Consider the following 14,730-nt stretch of genomic DNA (forward strand, 5'->3'; position numbering starts at 1 on the left):
GGAACGAGGGACGGCGGCGTGAGGGTCAGGAGGCCGTCGGCAACCCGTAGGCGTCCGCTATGAGTTCGTACGAGCGCAGGCGTATGTCCATGTCGGGCGCGTTGCCCGTGATCATCAACTCGTCCGCGCCCGTGCGCTTCTGGAGCTCGTCGAGGCCGGCGCGGACCTCGTCGGGGGTGCCGTGGATGACGTTGGCGTTCCAGGAGTCGGCGAACTCGCGCTCCAGCGAGGTGAATTCGTGGGCCTCGGCCTCTTCCGGGGTGGGGACGAGGCCGGGGCGGCCGGTGCGCAGGCGGATCATGCTGAGGGCGGCCGCCCTGATCTGGCGGCGGGCCTCCTGCTCCTCGTCCGTGGCGAGTGCGGAGACGCCGATGAGGGCGTAGGGCTCGTCGAGGACGGCGGACGGCCGGAAGGACTCCCGGTACAGGTCCAGGGCCGGGACGGTGTTGCGCGCCGAGAAGTGGTGCGCGAAGGCGAACGGCAGGCCGAGGACCGCGGCGAGACGGGCGCTGAAGCCGGAGGAGCCGAGCAGCCAGAGCGGCGGGCGGTGCGGGGACTGGACGCCGCCGGGGGAGGTCGCCTGGATCGGGCCGGGGACGGCGTGGATACGGCGGTAGGGGTGGCCGTCGGGGAAGTCGTCGTCGAGGAAGCGGGTGAGCTCGGCGAGCTGCTCGGGGAAGTCGTCGGCGCCCTCGCCCAGGTGGTCCGTGCGGCGCAGGGCTGCTGCCGTGGCGCCGTCCGTGCCGGGGGCGCGGCCGAGGCCGAGGTCGATGCGGCCGGGGGCCATGGCCTCCAGGGTGCCGAACTGCTCCGCGATGACGAGGGGGGCGTGGTTGGGGAGCATGACGCCGCCGGAGCCTAGGCGGATGCGGGTGGTGTGGGCAGCGAGGTGGGCGAGGATCACGGCGGGGGACGAGGAGGCCACGCCGGGCATGGAGTGGTGTTCGGCGACCCAGTAGCGGTGGAAGCCGCGGGATTCCGCTTGGCGGGAGAGTTTGACGCTGGTGCGGAGGGCGTCGGTGGCGGTGCGGCCTGAGCTGACCGTGACCAGGTCCAGTACGGAGAGGGGGACGGGGGCGGTGCCCTGTGCCGTGCCCCGGATCTCGTCGGCCTGGGTTTTGTCTGCCGCCACGGGTGCCTCCTGCGGTGATGCGGTGCGTTGTCCTGCCCGGCGGTAACAGGAGGGAGGCTCCGGTTTATTCCCGGTGGCGTTTTCCTCGCCCCCGCCGCCCCTACCCTTCCCGTCCCTGGGGGCTGCCGCCCCCAGACCCCCGCTTCGGCCCTTAAGGGGCCTCGTCCTCAAACGCCGGACGGGCTGAAAAACAGCCCCTCCGGCGTTTGAGGAGCGGGGTCTGGGGCGGAGCCCCAGAAGGACGGGAAGGGTAGGGGCGGCGGGGGCGAGAAACCGTCCCTACACCTGCACGATCGGCTCCTTCGTGAAGAGCGCCCCCAGCTCCGGCGCGTTCACCCTGCGGTCCGTCAGCCTCAGGGCCTCCCAGACCGTGACCTGGTTGGCGGTGAGGACCGGCTTGGTGAGGTGCTGTTCCAGGGCGGTGAGGTAGGACGCGGTGTGCAGGGCCGTGTCGGGGAGGAGGATCGCCTCGGCGTCGGGGTGGTCCGCCTCCCTGGCCAGGGCGAAGAGTTCCGCGTCGCCCCAGGTGCCCACCTCCGCCGCCGTGATGATCCCGGAGCCGCGGATGGACACCACCTCCACGTCGGCCGCCCGCAGGAAGTCCGCGAAGAGCTGCGCCACGTCGTCGGGGTACGTCGCCCCGATCGCCACCCGCCGCACCCCGAGCTCCCGTACCGCGTGCACGAACGCGAAGGACGTCGACGACGCCGGCATGCCCGCCGTGACGGCGAGGGTGCGCACCTGCTCGTGGGCGCCCTCCCAGCCGTAGACGAAGCTGCCGGACGTGCACGCCCACACCACCGCCTCGGCCCCGGTCAGCCGCAGCGCCTCCACGCCCTCCGCGAGCCGCTCGGCCGAGCCCATCCGGAGCAGTGCGTCCACCCGGTGCGCGTCCTCACCGATGTCGGTGTGCACCACGTCGACCCGGATGTCGCTGGCGAGCAGCTGCTCGATGCGTGGGTAGTCGTCCTCGGCGGAGTGGCCCGGGTAGAGGAATCCCAGTGCGGTCATGTCGGCCCTTCCTGCTGCTGTTCTTCGCCCGGTACGTTCGGCAGTCCTTCGGGGAGGACGGGGCCACCACGCGCCGCCGGATCGATCAGCGCCTGGTACGCCCCCACCGCTCGGGTACCCAGCCGACGCAGCGCCGCCCACATCGTGACCTGGTTGGCCGAGAGGACCGGGATGCGGAGTTCCGCCTCCAGTTGCGGGATCACGTCGTAGGTGGGGAGGTTGGTGCAGCTGATGAACAGCGCGTCGGTGGCACCCCGCGCCGCCGTGCGCGCCATGTCCGCCACATCGCGGTACGGCACCTTCCAGATGTGCCGCGTCAGCCCCATGAACGCGCACCCGGTGACCGCGACCCCCGCCTCGGCCACGTACTCCTCCAGCGCCCGCGTCACCGAGACGGTGTACGGCGTCACCAGGGCCACCCGCCGCACCCCCAGCTCGGTCAGCGCCTCCAGGAGGGCGCCCGAGGTCGTGACGGCGGGTACCGAGCCCTCCCGCGTCATCGCCTCGCACATCGCCCGCTCGCCCGCGATGCCGCCGACGAAACTGCCGGAGGTGCAGGCGTAGGCGACCACCTCGGGCGAGATCGCGGTCAGGGTGCGGACGCCGTCACCGAGCGTCTCGTGCTCGCTGACCAGACGGGCCAGGTCAAGGCTGACCTCGACCGGGACGAACGGTGTTCGGGTCAGGTGCAGGGAGACCTCGTCCGGCACCCAGCGCCAGAGCTCCCGGTCCAGCGCGAAGTCGAAGGGGGCGACGACACCGACACCGCGCTGCGGGCGAGGTCCGCCGAGGAAGGAGATGTCCATGGAGTTCATGGCAGGCACCGTCCTCACTACGAGAAACAGGTGAGCAACGGACCGTAGGTACGCCCGTGTTGACGAAGGTAGGTTCGGGTGCGAGCGTGGTCAAACCTCGCATGTCAGACGGCCAAGCACTTCCAGTAAAACTCCGAGAAACGGCGCGCGCACACCCCCCGAGCACCCCCGGCACCCCCCGAGTCCCCCTGGAGAAGCGACCCCGAATGACCGCACCCACCCCCGGTCCGCCCCCCGCCTCCGACCCCGGCTCCGGCTCCCCGCCCACCCTTCTCGTCCTCGACACCGACCCCCTCCCCCGCCTCGGCCGTCTCACCGGCCGCGCCCGTGTCGAGCACGCGGACGAGTCGACCCTCGCCGAGCGGCTGCCCCACGCCGACGTCCTGCTGGTCTGGGACTTCGCCTCGCATGCCGTACGCCACGCCTGGCCCGGCGAGGGCCCGCGGCCGCGCTGGGTGCACACGGCGAGCGCGGGTGTGGATCATCTGATGTGCCCGGAGCTGACCGAGTCCGACACCGTGGTGACCAACGCGCGCGGGATCTTCGACCAGCCGATCGCCGAATACGTCGCCGCACTGGTGCTGGCGATGGCGAAGGACCTGCCGCGGACCCTGGAGCTGCAGCGCGCGCGGGAGTGGCGGCACCGCGAGGGGCAGCGGGTCGCGGGCACGCGCGCGTGCGTGGTCGGGTCGGGTCCCATCGGCCGTACGATCGCCCGCACGCTCAAGGCCCTCGACATCACCACCGCGCTGGTCGGCCGGGTCCCGCGCACCGGCATCCACGGCCCGGACGACCTCGACCGGCTGATGTCCCGCGCCGACTGGGTGATCGCGGCCGCGCCGCTCACCGAGCAGACCCAGGGCATGTTCGACCTCCGCCGCTTCGGCGTCATGCAGCCCTCCGCCCGGTTCATCAACGTCGGCCGCGGGCAGCTTGTCGTGGAGGACGCCCTGGCCGAGGCCCTCACCAAGCGCTGGATCGCGGGGGCCGCGCTGGACGTCTTCGAGCACGAGCCGCTCGGTCCGGACAGCCCGCTGTGGGGGCTGCCGGGGCTGATCGTCTCGCCGCACATGAGCGGGGACACCATCGGCTGGCGCGATGAACTCGGCAAGCAGTTCGTGGAGTTGTACGAGAGGTGGGAGGCGGGCAGGCCGCTGTTGAACGTGGTCGACAAGCAGCGTGGGTACGTACCCGGACGCTGACGTCTACGGCTGGAGGGCGACGCATGACGGATCTCACCGAACTGACCGCCGTACAACTCCTCGACGGCTACCGAGAAGGGCGGTTCAGCCCCGTCGACGCCACCCGTGCCGCCCTGGAGCGGGCCGAGCGGATCCAGCCGGAGGTCAACGCCTTCGTACGCCTCACCGCCGACGAGGCGCTCGCGCGGGCCGCCGAGTCGGCCGAACGGTGGCGGCGCGGTGAACCGGCCGGTCTGGTCGACGGCGTCCCGGTCACCGTGAAGGACATCCTGCTGATGCGCGGCGGACCGACCCTGAAGGGCTCGAAGACCATCGCGGAGAACGGCAGTTGGGGCGAGGACGCCCCCTCCGTGGCCCGTTTGCGCGCGCACGGCGCCGTCTTCCTCGGCAAGACCACGACCCCCGAGTTCGGCTGGAAGGGCGTCACCGACTCGCCCCTGTCCGGCGTCACCCGCAACCCGTACGACCCGGCCCGCACCGCCGGCGGCTCCAGCGGCGGCGCGGCGGCGGCCGTGGCCCTCGGCGCGGGCCCGCTCGCGCTCGGCACGGACGGCGGCGGCAGTGTCCGTATCCCGGCGGCGTTCTGCGGCATCTTCGGCCTGAAACCGACGTACGGCCGTGTCCCGCTCTACCCGGCCAGCGCCTTCGGCACCCTGGCCCACGTCGGCCCGATGACCCGTGACGCGGCCGACGCGGCCCTGCTGCTCGACGTCATCGGCACGCCCGACTCCCGCGACTGGTCGGCGCTCCCGCCGGCGCCCGGCTCCTTCACGGCGGACCTGACCGGCGGCGTGCGCGGTCTGCGCGTCGCCTATTCGCCTTCCCTCGGTGGCCAGGTCGCGGTGCGTCCGGCGGTCGCGGCGGCCGTGCGGCGGGCGGTGGAGCGGCTGGCGGGGCTGGGGGCGTACGTCGAGGAGACCGACCCCGACTTCACCGACCCGGTGGACGCCTTCCACACCCTGTGGTTCACCGGGGCCGCCCGGGTGACCCAGCATCTGGGGCCGCACCAGCGGGAGTTGCTCGACCCGGGCCTGCGGGAGATCTGCGGCGCCGGCGCCCGCGCCTCCGCGCTCGACTATCTGGCCGCGGTCGACGTCCGCATGGAACTCGGCCGCCGCATGGGCCGCTTCCACGACACCTACGACCTCCTCGTCACCCCGACCCTCCCGATCACCGCCTTCGAGGCGGGCGCGGAGGTCCCCAAGGGCTCGGGGCACCGGAGGTGGACGGGGTGGACCCCGTTCACGTACCCCTTCAACCTCACCCAGCAGCCGGCGGCCACCGTCCCCGTCGGCAGGGACGGCGACGGTCTGCCGATCGGCCTGCAGCTCGTGGCCGCCCGGCACCGGGACGACCTGGTGCTGCGGGCGGCGCACGCGCTCTACGAGGCCGGCATCGCCGACCTCGCCGGGAACACCGGGAACGCCGGGAACGCCGGGAACGCCGGGAACGCCGGAGTCACAGCCTCCGGAAGCTGAGCGACTCCCCCAACGCCCCCGACCTCCACAGGTCGTTGCAGCCCTGGGCCATCTCCTCCAGGCCCTCCACGATCTGGCCCCAGACGATGCCGGGCACCCAGCCCACGTCGCCGTTCAGGAGCAGGTTGTTGCGCTCGTAGAACAGGGCCAGGTCGACCACTGTCGTGTCGGGGCGGACCTCGCGGTCGTAGCCGTAGGACCTGGTGCCCAGTTCGGTGCCGGCGAAGGAGAAATAGCAGAGATCTCCGGGGATGGGGGTGATGGTCGGGTTTTCCAGGGGTGGTTCGGATGCCGCGAACGGCGGGAACAGGGCGTAGATCTCGTTGCGGGCGTATTTCGCGTGGTAGACCTCGCTGCTCAGCGGGAGGGCGTCCCACACGGCCGCGCAGGTGACGGGGGCGCGATCGTCCAGCAGTTTCGCCGTGCAGGTGATTGCGCGCTTGACCAGCGAGACTTCGATGTAGCGGTCAGCCATGCCATCCATAGTGCATACATCGCATGGTCTCGGGTAGCCGCGCCGCCATGGCTCCACCTAATGGGAACGACAGAGACACACCTGGGACCACGCGCCGATCGCTGCTCGCGGGGGTGGCGGCGCTCGGCGCGCTGGGAGCGGCCGGCTGCACGCGTGTGGCCACGGCATCGACCGAGGACGGCGGCGACCTGCTCGACCGGCTGAAGGCGGCGGGCGTCGTACGGCTCGGTATCGCGGGGGAGATCCCCTTCGGCTACATCGACAAGAACGGCGATCTGACCGGCGAGGCGCCGGAGTTGGCCAGGGTCATCTTCAAACGGCTGGGCGTCGACCGCGTCCAGCCGGTGCCGACCGAGTTCGGCTCGCTGATTCCCGGGCTCAAGTCGCAGCAGTTCGACGTCGTCGCCGCCGGGATGTACGTCAATCCCGAGCGCTGTGAGCAGGTCATCTTCTCCGACCCCGACTACCAGATGCTCGACTCCTTCATCGTCCGCAAGGGCAATCCGAAGGGGCTGCACGACTACAAGGACGTCGTCGAGAAGAAGGCCAGGTTCGCCACCGGGACCGGCTATGCCGAGATCCAGTACGCCGTCGAGGCGGGGTACGAGGAGGGCGACATCCTGATCGTGCCGGACCAGGTCGCGGGGCTGAACGCCGTCGAGGCGGGGCGGGTCGACGTCTTCGCCGGTACGGCGCTCACCACCCGGGAAGTGGTCAAGAAGTCCGGCAAGGCGGAGGCCACCAAGGCCTTCACACCGCTCGTCGGCGGCAAACCGCACGTCGACGGCGGCGCGTTCGCCTTCCGGCCCACCGAGACGAAGCTGCGGGACGCCTTCAACGTCGAGCTGCACAAGCTCAAGAAGAGCGGGGAGCTGTTCCGCATCCTCAAGCCCTTCGGCTTCACGGAGGCGGAGATGACCGACCTCACCGCGAAGGAGCTGTGCGGCGGATGACCCCGGGACTCTGGGAACTCGTACTCAAGGGGATCTGGACCACGATCCAGCTCCTCGTCCTCAGCGCGCTGCTGGCCGCTGCCGTGTCGTTCGTGGTCGGGATCGCGCGGACCCACCGACTGTGGACAGTCCGCTTCCTCGCGGGCTTCTACACCGAGGTGTTCCGCGGGACCTCCGCCCTCGTCATGATCTTCTGGGTGTTCTTCGTGCTGCCCCCGGCTTTCGGCTGGCAGCTGGTGCCGCTGTGGGCGGGCACGCTGGCGCTCGGGCTGACCTACGGGGCGTACGGCTCGGAGATCGTGCGCGGTGCGCTGAGCGCGGTCGACCCGGCGCAGAAGGAGGGCGGGGTCGCGCTCAGCTTCACGCCCTGGCAGCGGATGCGGCTGATCCTGCTGCCGCAGGCGGTGCCGGAGATGATCCCGCCGTTCTCCAACCTGCTGATCGAGCTGCTCAAGGGCACCGCCCTGGTGTCGATCATGGGCATGGGCGATCTGGCGTTCAGCGGCAACCTGGTGCGGCTGGCGCTGCAGGAGAGCGCGGAGATCTACACGTACATCCTGCTCATCTACTTCGTCATCGCCTTCCTGCTCACCCGCCTGATGCGGGGACTGGAGCAGAAGCTGAAGGCTGGGGTCGGGAAGACACCGACGCGCGGGGTGTCCGCGCATGAGCTCAAGCGCGCCGAGACGACCGGTGTCGGCGCCTCCTCCGGGGGAGGTGTTCTCGGATGAAGTGGGACTGGCAAGCGGTCGCCGACTTCATGCCGCAGTTCTGGGACGGTCTGCTGGTCACCCTGCAGGCGCTGGCACTCGGCTCGGTCATCTCCTTCGCGCTCGGCCTGGTGTGGGCGCTGCTGATGCGGGCGCCGAGCCGGTGGGTGACATGGCCGGTCGGCGTGGTGACCGAGTTCGTGCGCAACACCCCGCTGCTGGTGCAGCTGTTCTTCCTGTTCTACGTGCTGCCCGAGTGGGGGATCACCTTCTCCGCGCTGACCACCGGTGTCTTCGCGATCGGCCTGCACTACTCGACGTACACGATGCAGGTCTACCGCGCCGGCATCGAGGCGGTGCCCGTCGGCCAGTGGGAGGCCGCGACGGCGCTGAACCTGCCGGTCGCCAGGACGTGGCGGGTGGTGATCCTGCCGCAGGCGATCCGCCGCGTCGTGCCCGCGCTCGGCAACTACGTGATCGCGATGCTCAAGGACACGCCGCTGCTGATGGCGATCACCGTCCTGGACATGCTCGGCCAGGCCCGGCTGTTCTCGCAGGAGAACTTCCAGTTCACCGAGCCCCTGACCGTGATCGGCGTGGCCTTCATCCTCATCTCCTACCTGGCCTCCCTCCTCCTGCGAGCCCTGGAGCGACGTCTTGTCCACTGACATCCAGCACAATCCTGAGAAGAACCCCGCCGACAACCGCTCGGGCGGCGAGCTGATCCGTCTCGAGCAGGTCACCAAGCGGTTCGGCGACAACACGGTCCTCGACCACCTGGACTTCTCCGTCGAGGCCGGCAAGCACGTGACGCTGATCGGGCCGTCCGGATCGGGCAAGACCACGATCCTGCGGCTGCTGATGACGCTGACCAAGCCGGACGAGGGCCGGATCACCGTGGACGGGGAGCAGTTGTTCCCGGCCACCGAGAAGCAGATCCGTGAGGTCCGCAAGAAGATCGGGATGGTGTTCCAGCAGTTCAACCTGTTCCCGAACATGCCGGTCCTGCGGAACATCACCGAGGCCCCGGTCACCGTCCTCGGTCTGCCGAAGGACGAGGCGGAGGCGCGCGCCCGCGAGCTGCTCGACCTGGTGGGCCTGGCCGACAAGTGCGACGCCTACCCCTCGCAGCTGTCCGGCGGCCAGCAGCAGCGGGTGGCGATCGCGCGGGCGCTGGCCATGCGGCCCAAGGTGCTGCTGCTCGACGAGGTGACCTCCGCGCTGGACCCGGAGCTGGTCGCGGGCGTCCTCGACCTGCTGCGGGACATCGCCCGCACGACCGACATCACCATGCTCTGTGTGACCCACGAGATGAACTTCGCCCGGGACATCTCGGACCAGGTCCTGATGTTCGACTCCGGCCGGGTCATCGAGACCGGCTCACCGGAGAAGATCTTCAACGACCCCGAGAACGACCGGACCCGGGAGTTTCTCAGCGCGGTGCTGTGATCCCGGTCGGTCCCGATCATGCGCGCCGCTCGGACGGGTCATGTCTCTGGCATATGCCGGAGAGCTAGACCGCAGTTGAGGGCATCGCAATCTCGTCAACAACCGCTCACTACAGGCCTCTTGCCGGTTATCGTGGTGGGGATTGGCTTACCGCAAACCCGGCCCATTCCGAAAAGCGATGTGCGACCGCAGGGGGAACCGTGGCGCTGACGCACGAGCCGACCGCGCCGTACCACTCGGCCCAGGACGCCCTGCGCGTCCTGGAGAACGTGGCGCGGCACAGCACCGGAGTCACCGACGCCGAGCTCGCCCGGCACACCGGCATAGGGCCGGAGCGCCTGACCGGCCTGCTGCGGATGCTGCGCCGCGAGGGCTACGTCGAGCAGGTCGCCGACGGCTCCTACGTCACGGGCGACGCGCTGACCCGCCTGGGTTCCGCGCAGGGCCGCGATCAGGCCCTGCGCGAGAACCTCCAGCGCACCCTGGACCGGCTGCGCGACTCGGTCGGCGCCGCCGTCTACATCAGCCGGTACGTCGACGGTGAGATCAAGATCGACCAGTACGCCGCCGGCCCGGCCACGCCCGTGGTCAACGAGTGGGTCGACTTCCGCTACTCCGCCCACGCCACCGCGATCGGCAAGAGCCTGCTCGGCCAGCTCGACCACAACGGCCGGCGCGACCATCTCTCCCGCCACAAGATGGCCCGCCTCACCTCGCGCACGATCACCAGCGACAAGGTCCTGCTCTCCCGCCTGGAGTCCCAGCCGGCGACGGTCCCCCACCTCGACCTCCAGGAGTACGCGGTGGGCACGGTGTGCGCGGCGGTCCCGATCACCGCCGGTTCTTCGGTGGGCTGCCTGGCCCTGTCCCTCCCGGTCGAGCACGCCCACCGGCTGAAGCAGGCGGCGGACACGCTGAACCGGAACGCGGCGCCGGTGCTGCTGTCGCTGGCGATCCAGTCCTGACCGGCCGCGCGCGACGGTGGTCGGAAGCACCCCTGCGGACCAGGTAGTATTTTCTTCGTCGCCGCCGCGAGGAACGCGAAATCGCGGTCGGCGAGAGTCATGCGCCGCTAGCTCAGTTGGTTAGAGCAGCTGACTCTTAATCAGCGGGTCCGGGGTTCGAGTCCCTGGCGGCGCACTCGTGAAGGGCCTCTCGTGGGAGCGGGGGGCCCTTCGACGTGATTCAGCCCCCCCCCCGCCACGCCTGCCGACGAGGCGGCGACGCGGGGGCGCTCGCCTCGACGTCAGCGCTCCGGGTGCTGCAGGAGCGGCTGGGGGTCCGGGGGCCGCGCGGCGGTAGCCGCAAATCAATGCAGACCCCGGGCATGCAGCATCAGCGGGTCCGGGGTTCGAGTCCCTGGCGGCGCACTCGTGAAGCGCCCGCCGTGGGAGCGAGCGGCCCTTCGACGTCTTCCGGGGTCAGCCTCCGGTACCTCTGCTCGCCGGGCGGCCGCCACCACACCGGGTCGGAACACCGGAAGCCTTCCTTCCTGAGCCCCGCCCGGTGGATCTTGTTCGTGGCGGTCACCGGCATCCGCTCCACGACCCGCACGAACCGCGGCGCCATCTTCGTCCCCAGGTCCGGCTGGGCGAGCAGGAACCCGGCGAAGCCGGCCGGGTCGAACTCCCCCGCGACCGTCGCCATGACCTGGTCCCCGGTGACCGGATCCGGCACCGCGTACACCGCGACGGCGTCCGCACCCTCGTACCGGGCGAGGATGTTCTCGATCATCGCCGCGGACAGGTTCTCGCCGTCCACCCGGAGCCGGTCGTCACCGCGCCCCGCGAAGTACAGATAGCCGTCGGCGTCCCGGCAGAACAGGTCCCCGGTCCAGTACCAGCCCTCCCGGCGCCGCTCCGCCTCCGCCTCGGGATTGCGCCAGTACCCCTCGAAGGGGTTCGGCCCCCGGTTGACCAGTTCCCCGATGGCCTCGTCCCCGTTGACCAGCCGCCCGCCCGCGTCGAAGAGGGCCGGCGGGCACTCCGCGCAGGTCTGCGGATCGAGTACGACGAGCCCGGGCCCCGCCCGGCCCACGGCCCCCGGCGGCGTTCCCGGCGACCACTGCACGGCCGCCCCGCCCTCGGACGACCCGTACCCCTCCACCAGCCGCACCCCGAACCGGCGCTCGAAGGCGGCCGCGTCCACGGCGCCCGCCTCGGTGCCGAAGCCGAGCCGCAGCGCGTGGTCCCGGTCGTCGGGGCGCGGTTCGGTGGCGAGGAGGTACTGGATCGCGCGGCCGACGTAGGTGAAGTACGTCGCCCGGTAGCGCCGTACGTCCGCCAGGAACCCGGACGCCGAGAAGCGCCGCCGCAGTGCCACCGCCGCGCCGGCCGCGAGGGCGGGTGCCCAGTCGGCGATGACCGCGTTGCCGTGGAACATCGGCATGCAGATGTAGTGCACGTCGTCGGGGCGGACACCGAACTGGCCGGCCAGGGAGCGCCCGGCCGCCGCCAGCCGGCCCTGGGTGCAGATCGCGGCCTTGGGGGCGCCGGTCGAGCCGGAGGTGAAGTAGAGCAGGAGACGGTCGTGCGGGGTGGCTAGGCAGGGGTCGGGGCGGGCGTCGGCGTAGGGCGCGAGCAGGGCGTCGTACTCCGCCGAGTCGGTCGGCAGGAGGCGTACGCCAGGTAGTTCGAGGCCGTCGAGCAACGGCAGACGGGCCCGCTCTGTGATCAGGATCCGGCACTCGGTGTGCAGGATGTCGCGGGCGAGTTCGGGGCCCCGGCGGGTGGGGTTGATCCCGGCGACGGCGGTTCCCGCGAGGGCGGCCGCGCTCAACCACAGCGGGTATTCAGGGGTGTTGTCCAGCAGGACGCCGATGTGCGAGCGGGGCGGCGCGAGGTCGGCCAGCAGGGCGGCCCGGGCGGCGGCGCCCCTCGCCACCTCGTGATGGGTGAGCGCCTGCCCTTCGAACCACAGCCCCGGCCGATGGTCGTCCCACCGGCCGGCGACGAGTTCCGCGACCGTGTGCCTGTTGGGCTCCATGGCGGCGCACGGTAGTTGATGACCCGTCAGATGTGGAGGGTCAGAAGCCTCCGAAGCCCATGGGGTCCGCGCCCGAGGAGAAATCGCTGTACGTGGCCATGAACCCGGCGCAGAACAGCACGATCACGCCGAGGAAGACGAGGATGCCGAAGGCGCCCGCCGCGTGCTTGGCACGGCCGGGGCGGTGGGCCGTGGCCACGACCTCGGAGCCGTCGGCGTAGTAGACGGTCACGACATCACCCTCGACCGTCGTCCCCGGGCCGTCCTCCTCCTCGAACCGGATGAGGCGGCCGTCGTGGGTGGTGAACTCGTAGACATGGTGCAGCGTTGTGCTCACCCGGGTGTCGCCGCTGCCGCCGTGGGTCGTCGTGTACATCCGCAGACAACGCCCCTGCGCGGTCAGCCCGCTGTTCCAGGCCCGCTGGATCTGCAGCCAGCGGCGCACCACGCGGTACGCCATGAAGAGGGCCACAGCCATGATCAGGCCGGGTACGACGTAGAAGAACACGTCCATTGGTCATCCCCCGAGGTCGGTACGCAGGCCCCGGTCGGCCGGCGTGGCAGGAACCTACCCACGCCGGCCGGTGCGGTGACTCAAGAGAACCTCAGAACGTGACGTCCGAGCACGCGTAGAACGCGTTGCCCGTGTCGTGGACCGTCCACACCGCGAGGATGACGTGATGGCCGCTCAGCCCGGACGGCAGGGTGCCGCTGTGGGAGAGCGTGGCCGGTGGCCGCTGCCCGTTGTACGGGATGGTCAGGAACGGGGTGAGGTTGAGGTCGGAGCGGGCCAGGTTGTGGTTCTGGTTCCAGCCCGGCTTGGTGACGTAGTACTTGAAGTCGGTCGTGGCGTGCATGGCCGTGAACTGCCAGCGGAACGTGTAGCTCTGACCGCCACTCACCCGGGTGGTCGGCCAGGCGGCGCCGGACGGCGTGCGCGGGGCGCTGAGCTGGCTGAACTGGCCGAGGCCGGCGTTGCAGATCTGTCCGTCGGCCGGTCCGGAGCCGGGGAAGCCCTTCGGGCCCTCGACACTCTGCGGCTCCCACTGGATGGAGCCGCAGTTGGTCACGGTGCCGTTCTGGCAGAGCTTCTGCCTGCTGATGGGGAGGTCGGTGTAGCCATGGCTGCTCGCGCCGCCGGCGGAGAGCACGAGGGCCCCGGCCGTGGTGAGTCCGAGCGCGGCGGCGTACCACTTGGTCTTTCTGCGCATGCTGCTGCTCCTGGGAACGTGGGGGAAGTTCGGCGAGCTTGCAGGTCTAGACCAAGCCCCAGAATATTGCTGAGTGTTGAACATGTCCATACCAATCGGGGGACATGTTCGACGGGCCGTCAGGCGAACGCCACGCAGGTCCTCAGCCCGCCGTCTCGCCGCGCCCCGCGCAGAACGCCACCGTCAAGTCCTTGACCAGCGCCTTGCGTTCGTAGTCGTCCAGCTCCACCAGACCCCGCACGGTGAGCCGCGTCACCGTGTCCTCCACCGAGTCGACCACCGAGGTGAGCATGGTCGCCCGGTGCTGCGCGTCCAGCGCGGCGATACTGCGGCGGTGCATGGCCGCGGCGACCTCGGGCGCGTACTCCACCCGCACCGGCCGCACCGAGAAAACCTCCAGCCCGACCGCCCCCGCGTCCCGCACCACCAACCGGGTCAGGGTGTCCGCGGTCGCCTCGGCCGACCCGCGCGCGGCACCCGGCGTCTCCACCGGCACCCGGGCCAGCGCCGCCTCGACGCACTCGCGCAGATACGTCTCGTGGTCCTCCACCGTAAGCGTCGCCCGCGCGGTGTCCCGCACCCGCCACACCACCAGCACGACGGCCCGCAGCGCGACCCCGTTGCCGTCCGCCGCCGGCATCTGGTCGCTGCGCCAGTGCCGCAGCCGTACGTCGACCCGGCGGCGCAGCAGCAGCGGGTTGACCCACAGCAGCCCGGTGCGCCGGACCGTGCCCCGGTAGCGGCCGAACAGCCCGAGCACCCAGGCCCGCCCGGTCCGCCCCCGCGCCAGCCCGCCGAACCCGAACAGCCCCAGCGCCCCGGCCCCCGTGTACGCCGCCCACTGCGCCGGACCCAGCCCCGCCCCCGCGGACACCGGCAGCCCCAGCGCGTCCACCGCGAGCGGCGGCAGCACCCCGGCCCACCACGAGGTGGCCAGGCCCCCGGCAGCCCCGCAGGCCCCGGCGAGCACACCCGCCGCCCCGGGCAGCACCCTCGCCGGCCGCTCCACCAGGTCGGGGTCGACCTCCGGCACGGGCGGCGGCTTCGGCTGCACCGGACGGCGCAGCCGCGGCTGCTCCCCCGTGCCCTGCCGACGCCCCACGACCATCGGCCTGAGCGGCACGGACACCGGGTCGGGGCCGTCGCGGAACAGCAGATGGACGGGGATCTCGGTGGTCGCCTCGTTCTGGATCAGCCGCGCGGGGCGAGGCGCCGTCCCGCCGTCCGAGGTCCCCTCCGACTCGGGTGTGTGAGAAGCGGTCGTGGTCATGCGTGCCTCCAGCCTCCGCGCCAGACGCGTCACAGCAGT

15 protein-coding genes and 1 tRNA gene are annotated in these 14,730 nt (G+C 71.2%); 8 read left to right on the plus strand and 8 right to left on the minus strand.

Going from position 1 to position 14,730, the window contains the following annotated elements; all coding sequences use genetic code 11:
- Window positions 1-25: 25 nt before the first annotated feature.
- From EJ357_RS17000 to EJ357_RS17010, 3 genes are all read right to left on the minus strand, one after another.
- Window positions 26-1,132 carry an LLM class flavin-dependent oxidoreductase gene (locus EJ357_RS17000; RefSeq protein ID WP_126392441.1) on the minus strand — a complete coding sequence of 369 codons (1,107 nt, stop codon included), beginning with the start codon at window positions 1,130-1,132 and terminating at the stop codon, window positions 26-28.
- Between the two features lie 279 nt (window positions 1,133-1,411).
- A complete protein-coding gene (locus EJ357_RS17005; protein WP_126392442.1) occupies window positions 1,412-2,143 on the minus strand; it encodes a maleate cis-trans isomerase family protein in 732 nt (243 codons plus the stop codon).
- A complete protein-coding gene (locus EJ357_RS17010; protein WP_126399571.1) occupies window positions 2,140-2,949 on the minus strand; it encodes a maleate cis-trans isomerase family protein in 810 nt (269 codons plus the stop codon). The genes EJ357_RS17005 and EJ357_RS17010 overlap by 4 nt, the downstream gene beginning before the upstream one ends.
- A gap of 215 nt (window positions 2,950-3,164) precedes the next feature.
- Here EJ357_RS17010 and EJ357_RS17015 point away from each other — a divergent pair, with 215 nt between their 5' ends.
- Both EJ357_RS17015 and EJ357_RS17020 read left to right on the plus strand, forming a co-directional pair.
- Entirely contained in the window at window positions 3,165-4,160 is a 996-nt protein-coding gene (locus tag EJ357_RS17015) for a D-2-hydroxyacid dehydrogenase (RefSeq protein WP_126392443.1), read from the plus strand.
- Window positions 4,161-4,183: 23 nt separating this feature from the next.
- Entirely contained in the window at window positions 4,184-5,638 is a 1,455-nt protein-coding gene (locus EJ357_RS17020) for an amidase (protein WP_228473081.1), read from the plus strand.
- On the opposite strand, the gene EJ357_RS17025 is transcribed toward EJ357_RS17020, so the two are convergent.
- On the minus strand, window positions 5,619-6,113 hold the full coding sequence (locus EJ357_RS17025; RefSeq protein WP_175647419.1) for a DUF3830 family protein: 495 nt from the start codon (window positions 6,111-6,113) through the stop codon (window positions 5,619-5,621). The two genes, EJ357_RS17020 and EJ357_RS17025, sit on opposite strands and share 20 nt — an antisense overlap.
- A gap of 23 nt (window positions 6,114-6,136) precedes the next feature.
- Here EJ357_RS17025 and ehuB point away from each other — a divergent pair, with 23 nt between their 5' ends.
- The 6 genes from ehuB to EJ357_RS17055 all read left to right on the plus strand — a co-directional run bounded on the left by ehuB (window position 6,137) and on the right by EJ357_RS17055 (window position 10,365).
- Window positions 6,137-7,066, plus strand: a complete 930-nt coding sequence (gene ehuB / locus EJ357_RS17030) for an ectoine/hydroxyectoine ABC transporter substrate-binding protein EhuB (protein ID WP_407698493.1) — start codon at window positions 6,137-6,139, stop codon at window positions 7,064-7,066.
- On the plus strand, window positions 7,063-7,797 hold the full coding sequence (ehuC, locus tag EJ357_RS17035) for an ectoine/hydroxyectoine ABC transporter permease subunit EhuC (RefSeq protein WP_126392446.1): 735 nt from the start codon (window positions 7,063-7,065) through the stop codon (window positions 7,795-7,797). Before ehuB ends, ehuC begins: the two co-directional genes overlap by 4 nt.
- The gene (ehuD, locus tag EJ357_RS17040; RefSeq protein WP_126392447.1) at window positions 7,794-8,444 is read left to right on the plus strand and encodes an ectoine/hydroxyectoine ABC transporter permease subunit EhuD; all 651 of its coding nucleotides are present in this window, start codon (window positions 7,794-7,796) and stop codon (window positions 8,442-8,444) included. Before ehuC ends, ehuD begins: the two co-directional genes overlap by 4 nt.
- Window positions 8,434-9,225: an ectoine/hydroxyectoine ABC transporter ATP-binding protein EhuA gene (ehuA, locus tag EJ357_RS17045; protein ID WP_126392448.1), complete on the plus strand. Its 792-nt coding sequence runs from the start codon at window positions 8,434-8,436 to the stop codon at window positions 9,223-9,225. The genes ehuD and ehuA overlap by 11 nt, the downstream gene beginning before the upstream one ends.
- Window positions 9,226-9,425: 200 nt before the next feature.
- A complete protein-coding gene (locus tag EJ357_RS17050; RefSeq protein ID WP_126392449.1) occupies window positions 9,426-10,190 on the plus strand; it encodes an IclR family transcriptional regulator in 765 nt (254 codons plus the stop codon).
- 101 nt (window positions 10,191-10,291) lie between these two features.
- Window positions 10,292-10,365: transfer RNA gene (locus EJ357_RS17055), tRNA-Lys, on the plus strand.
- 195 nt (window positions 10,366-10,560) lie between these two features.
- On the opposite strand, the gene EJ357_RS17060 is transcribed toward EJ357_RS17055, so the two are convergent.
- From EJ357_RS17060 to EJ357_RS17075, 4 genes are all read right to left on the minus strand, one after another.
- Complete coding sequence (locus EJ357_RS17060) at window positions 10,561-12,210, minus strand: long-chain-fatty-acid--CoA ligase (RefSeq protein WP_126392450.1); 1,650 nt, start codon at window positions 12,208-12,210, stop codon at window positions 10,561-10,563.
- A 40-nt stretch (window positions 12,211-12,250) separates the two neighbouring features.
- On the minus strand, window positions 12,251-12,724 hold the full coding sequence (locus tag EJ357_RS17065; protein ID WP_126392451.1) for a DUF3592 domain-containing protein: 474 nt from the start codon (window positions 12,722-12,724) through the stop codon (window positions 12,251-12,253).
- 91 nt (window positions 12,725-12,815) lie between these two features.
- Window positions 12,816-13,421, minus strand: coding sequence for a lytic polysaccharide monooxygenase auxiliary activity family 9 protein (locus EJ357_RS17070; protein ID WP_126392452.1), 606 nt, complete (start codon window positions 13,419-13,421; stop codon window positions 12,816-12,818).
- A 142-nt stretch (window positions 13,422-13,563) separates the two neighbouring features.
- Window positions 13,564-14,691, minus strand: a complete 1,128-nt coding sequence (locus EJ357_RS17075; RefSeq protein WP_126392453.1) for an SPFH domain-containing protein — start codon at window positions 14,689-14,691, stop codon at window positions 13,564-13,566.
- Window positions 14,692-14,730: the final 39 nt, after the last annotated feature.

The organism is Streptomyces cyaneochromogenes, from assembly GCF_003963535.1.
Classification (GTDB): Bacteria; Actinomycetota; Actinomycetes; order Streptomycetales; family Streptomycetaceae; genus Streptomyces; species Streptomyces shaanxiensis.

Coding starts and splice junctions, on each gene's coding strand:
- EJ357_RS17005 (WP_126392442.1), bottom strand. CDS start 2,143: ATGACCGCACTGGGATTCCTCTACCCGGGCCACTCCGCCGAGGACGAC.
- EJ357_RS17010 (WP_126399571.1), bottom strand. CDS start 2,949: ATGGACATCTCCTTCCTCGGCGGACCTCGCCCGCAGCGCGGTGTCGGT.
- EJ357_RS17015 (WP_126392443.1), top strand. CDS start 3,165: ATGACCGCACCCACCCCCGGTCCGCCCCCCGCCTCCGACCCCGGCTCC.
- EJ357_RS17020 (WP_228473081.1), top strand. CDS start 4,184: ATGACGGATCTCACCGAACTGACCGCCGTACAACTCCTCGACGGCTAC.
- EJ357_RS17025 (WP_175647419.1), bottom strand. CDS start 6,113: ATGGCTGACCGCTACATCGAAGTCTCGCTGGTCAAGCGCGCAATCACC.
- ehuB (WP_407698493.1), top strand. CDS start 6,137: ATGGTCTCGGGTAGCCGCGCCGCCATGGCTCCACCTAATGGGAACGAC.
- ehuC (WP_126392446.1), top strand. CDS start 7,063: ATGACCCCGGGACTCTGGGAACTCGTACTCAAGGGGATCTGGACCACG.
- ehuD (WP_126392447.1), top strand. CDS start 7,794: ATGAAGTGGGACTGGCAAGCGGTCGCCGACTTCATGCCGCAGTTCTGG.
- EJ357_RS17060 (WP_126392450.1), bottom strand. CDS start 12,210: ATGGAGCCCAACAGGCACACGGTCGCGGAACTCGTCGCCGGCCGGTGG.
- EJ357_RS17065 (WP_126392451.1), bottom strand. CDS start 12,724: ATGGACGTGTTCTTCTACGTCGTACCCGGCCTGATCATGGCTGTGGCC.
- EJ357_RS17070 (WP_126392452.1), bottom strand. CDS start 13,421: ATGCGCAGAAAGACCAAGTGGTACGCCGCCGCGCTCGGACTCACCACG.
- EJ357_RS17075 (WP_126392453.1), bottom strand. CDS start 14,691: ATGACCACGACCGCTTCTCACACACCCGAGTCGGAGGGGACCTCGGAC.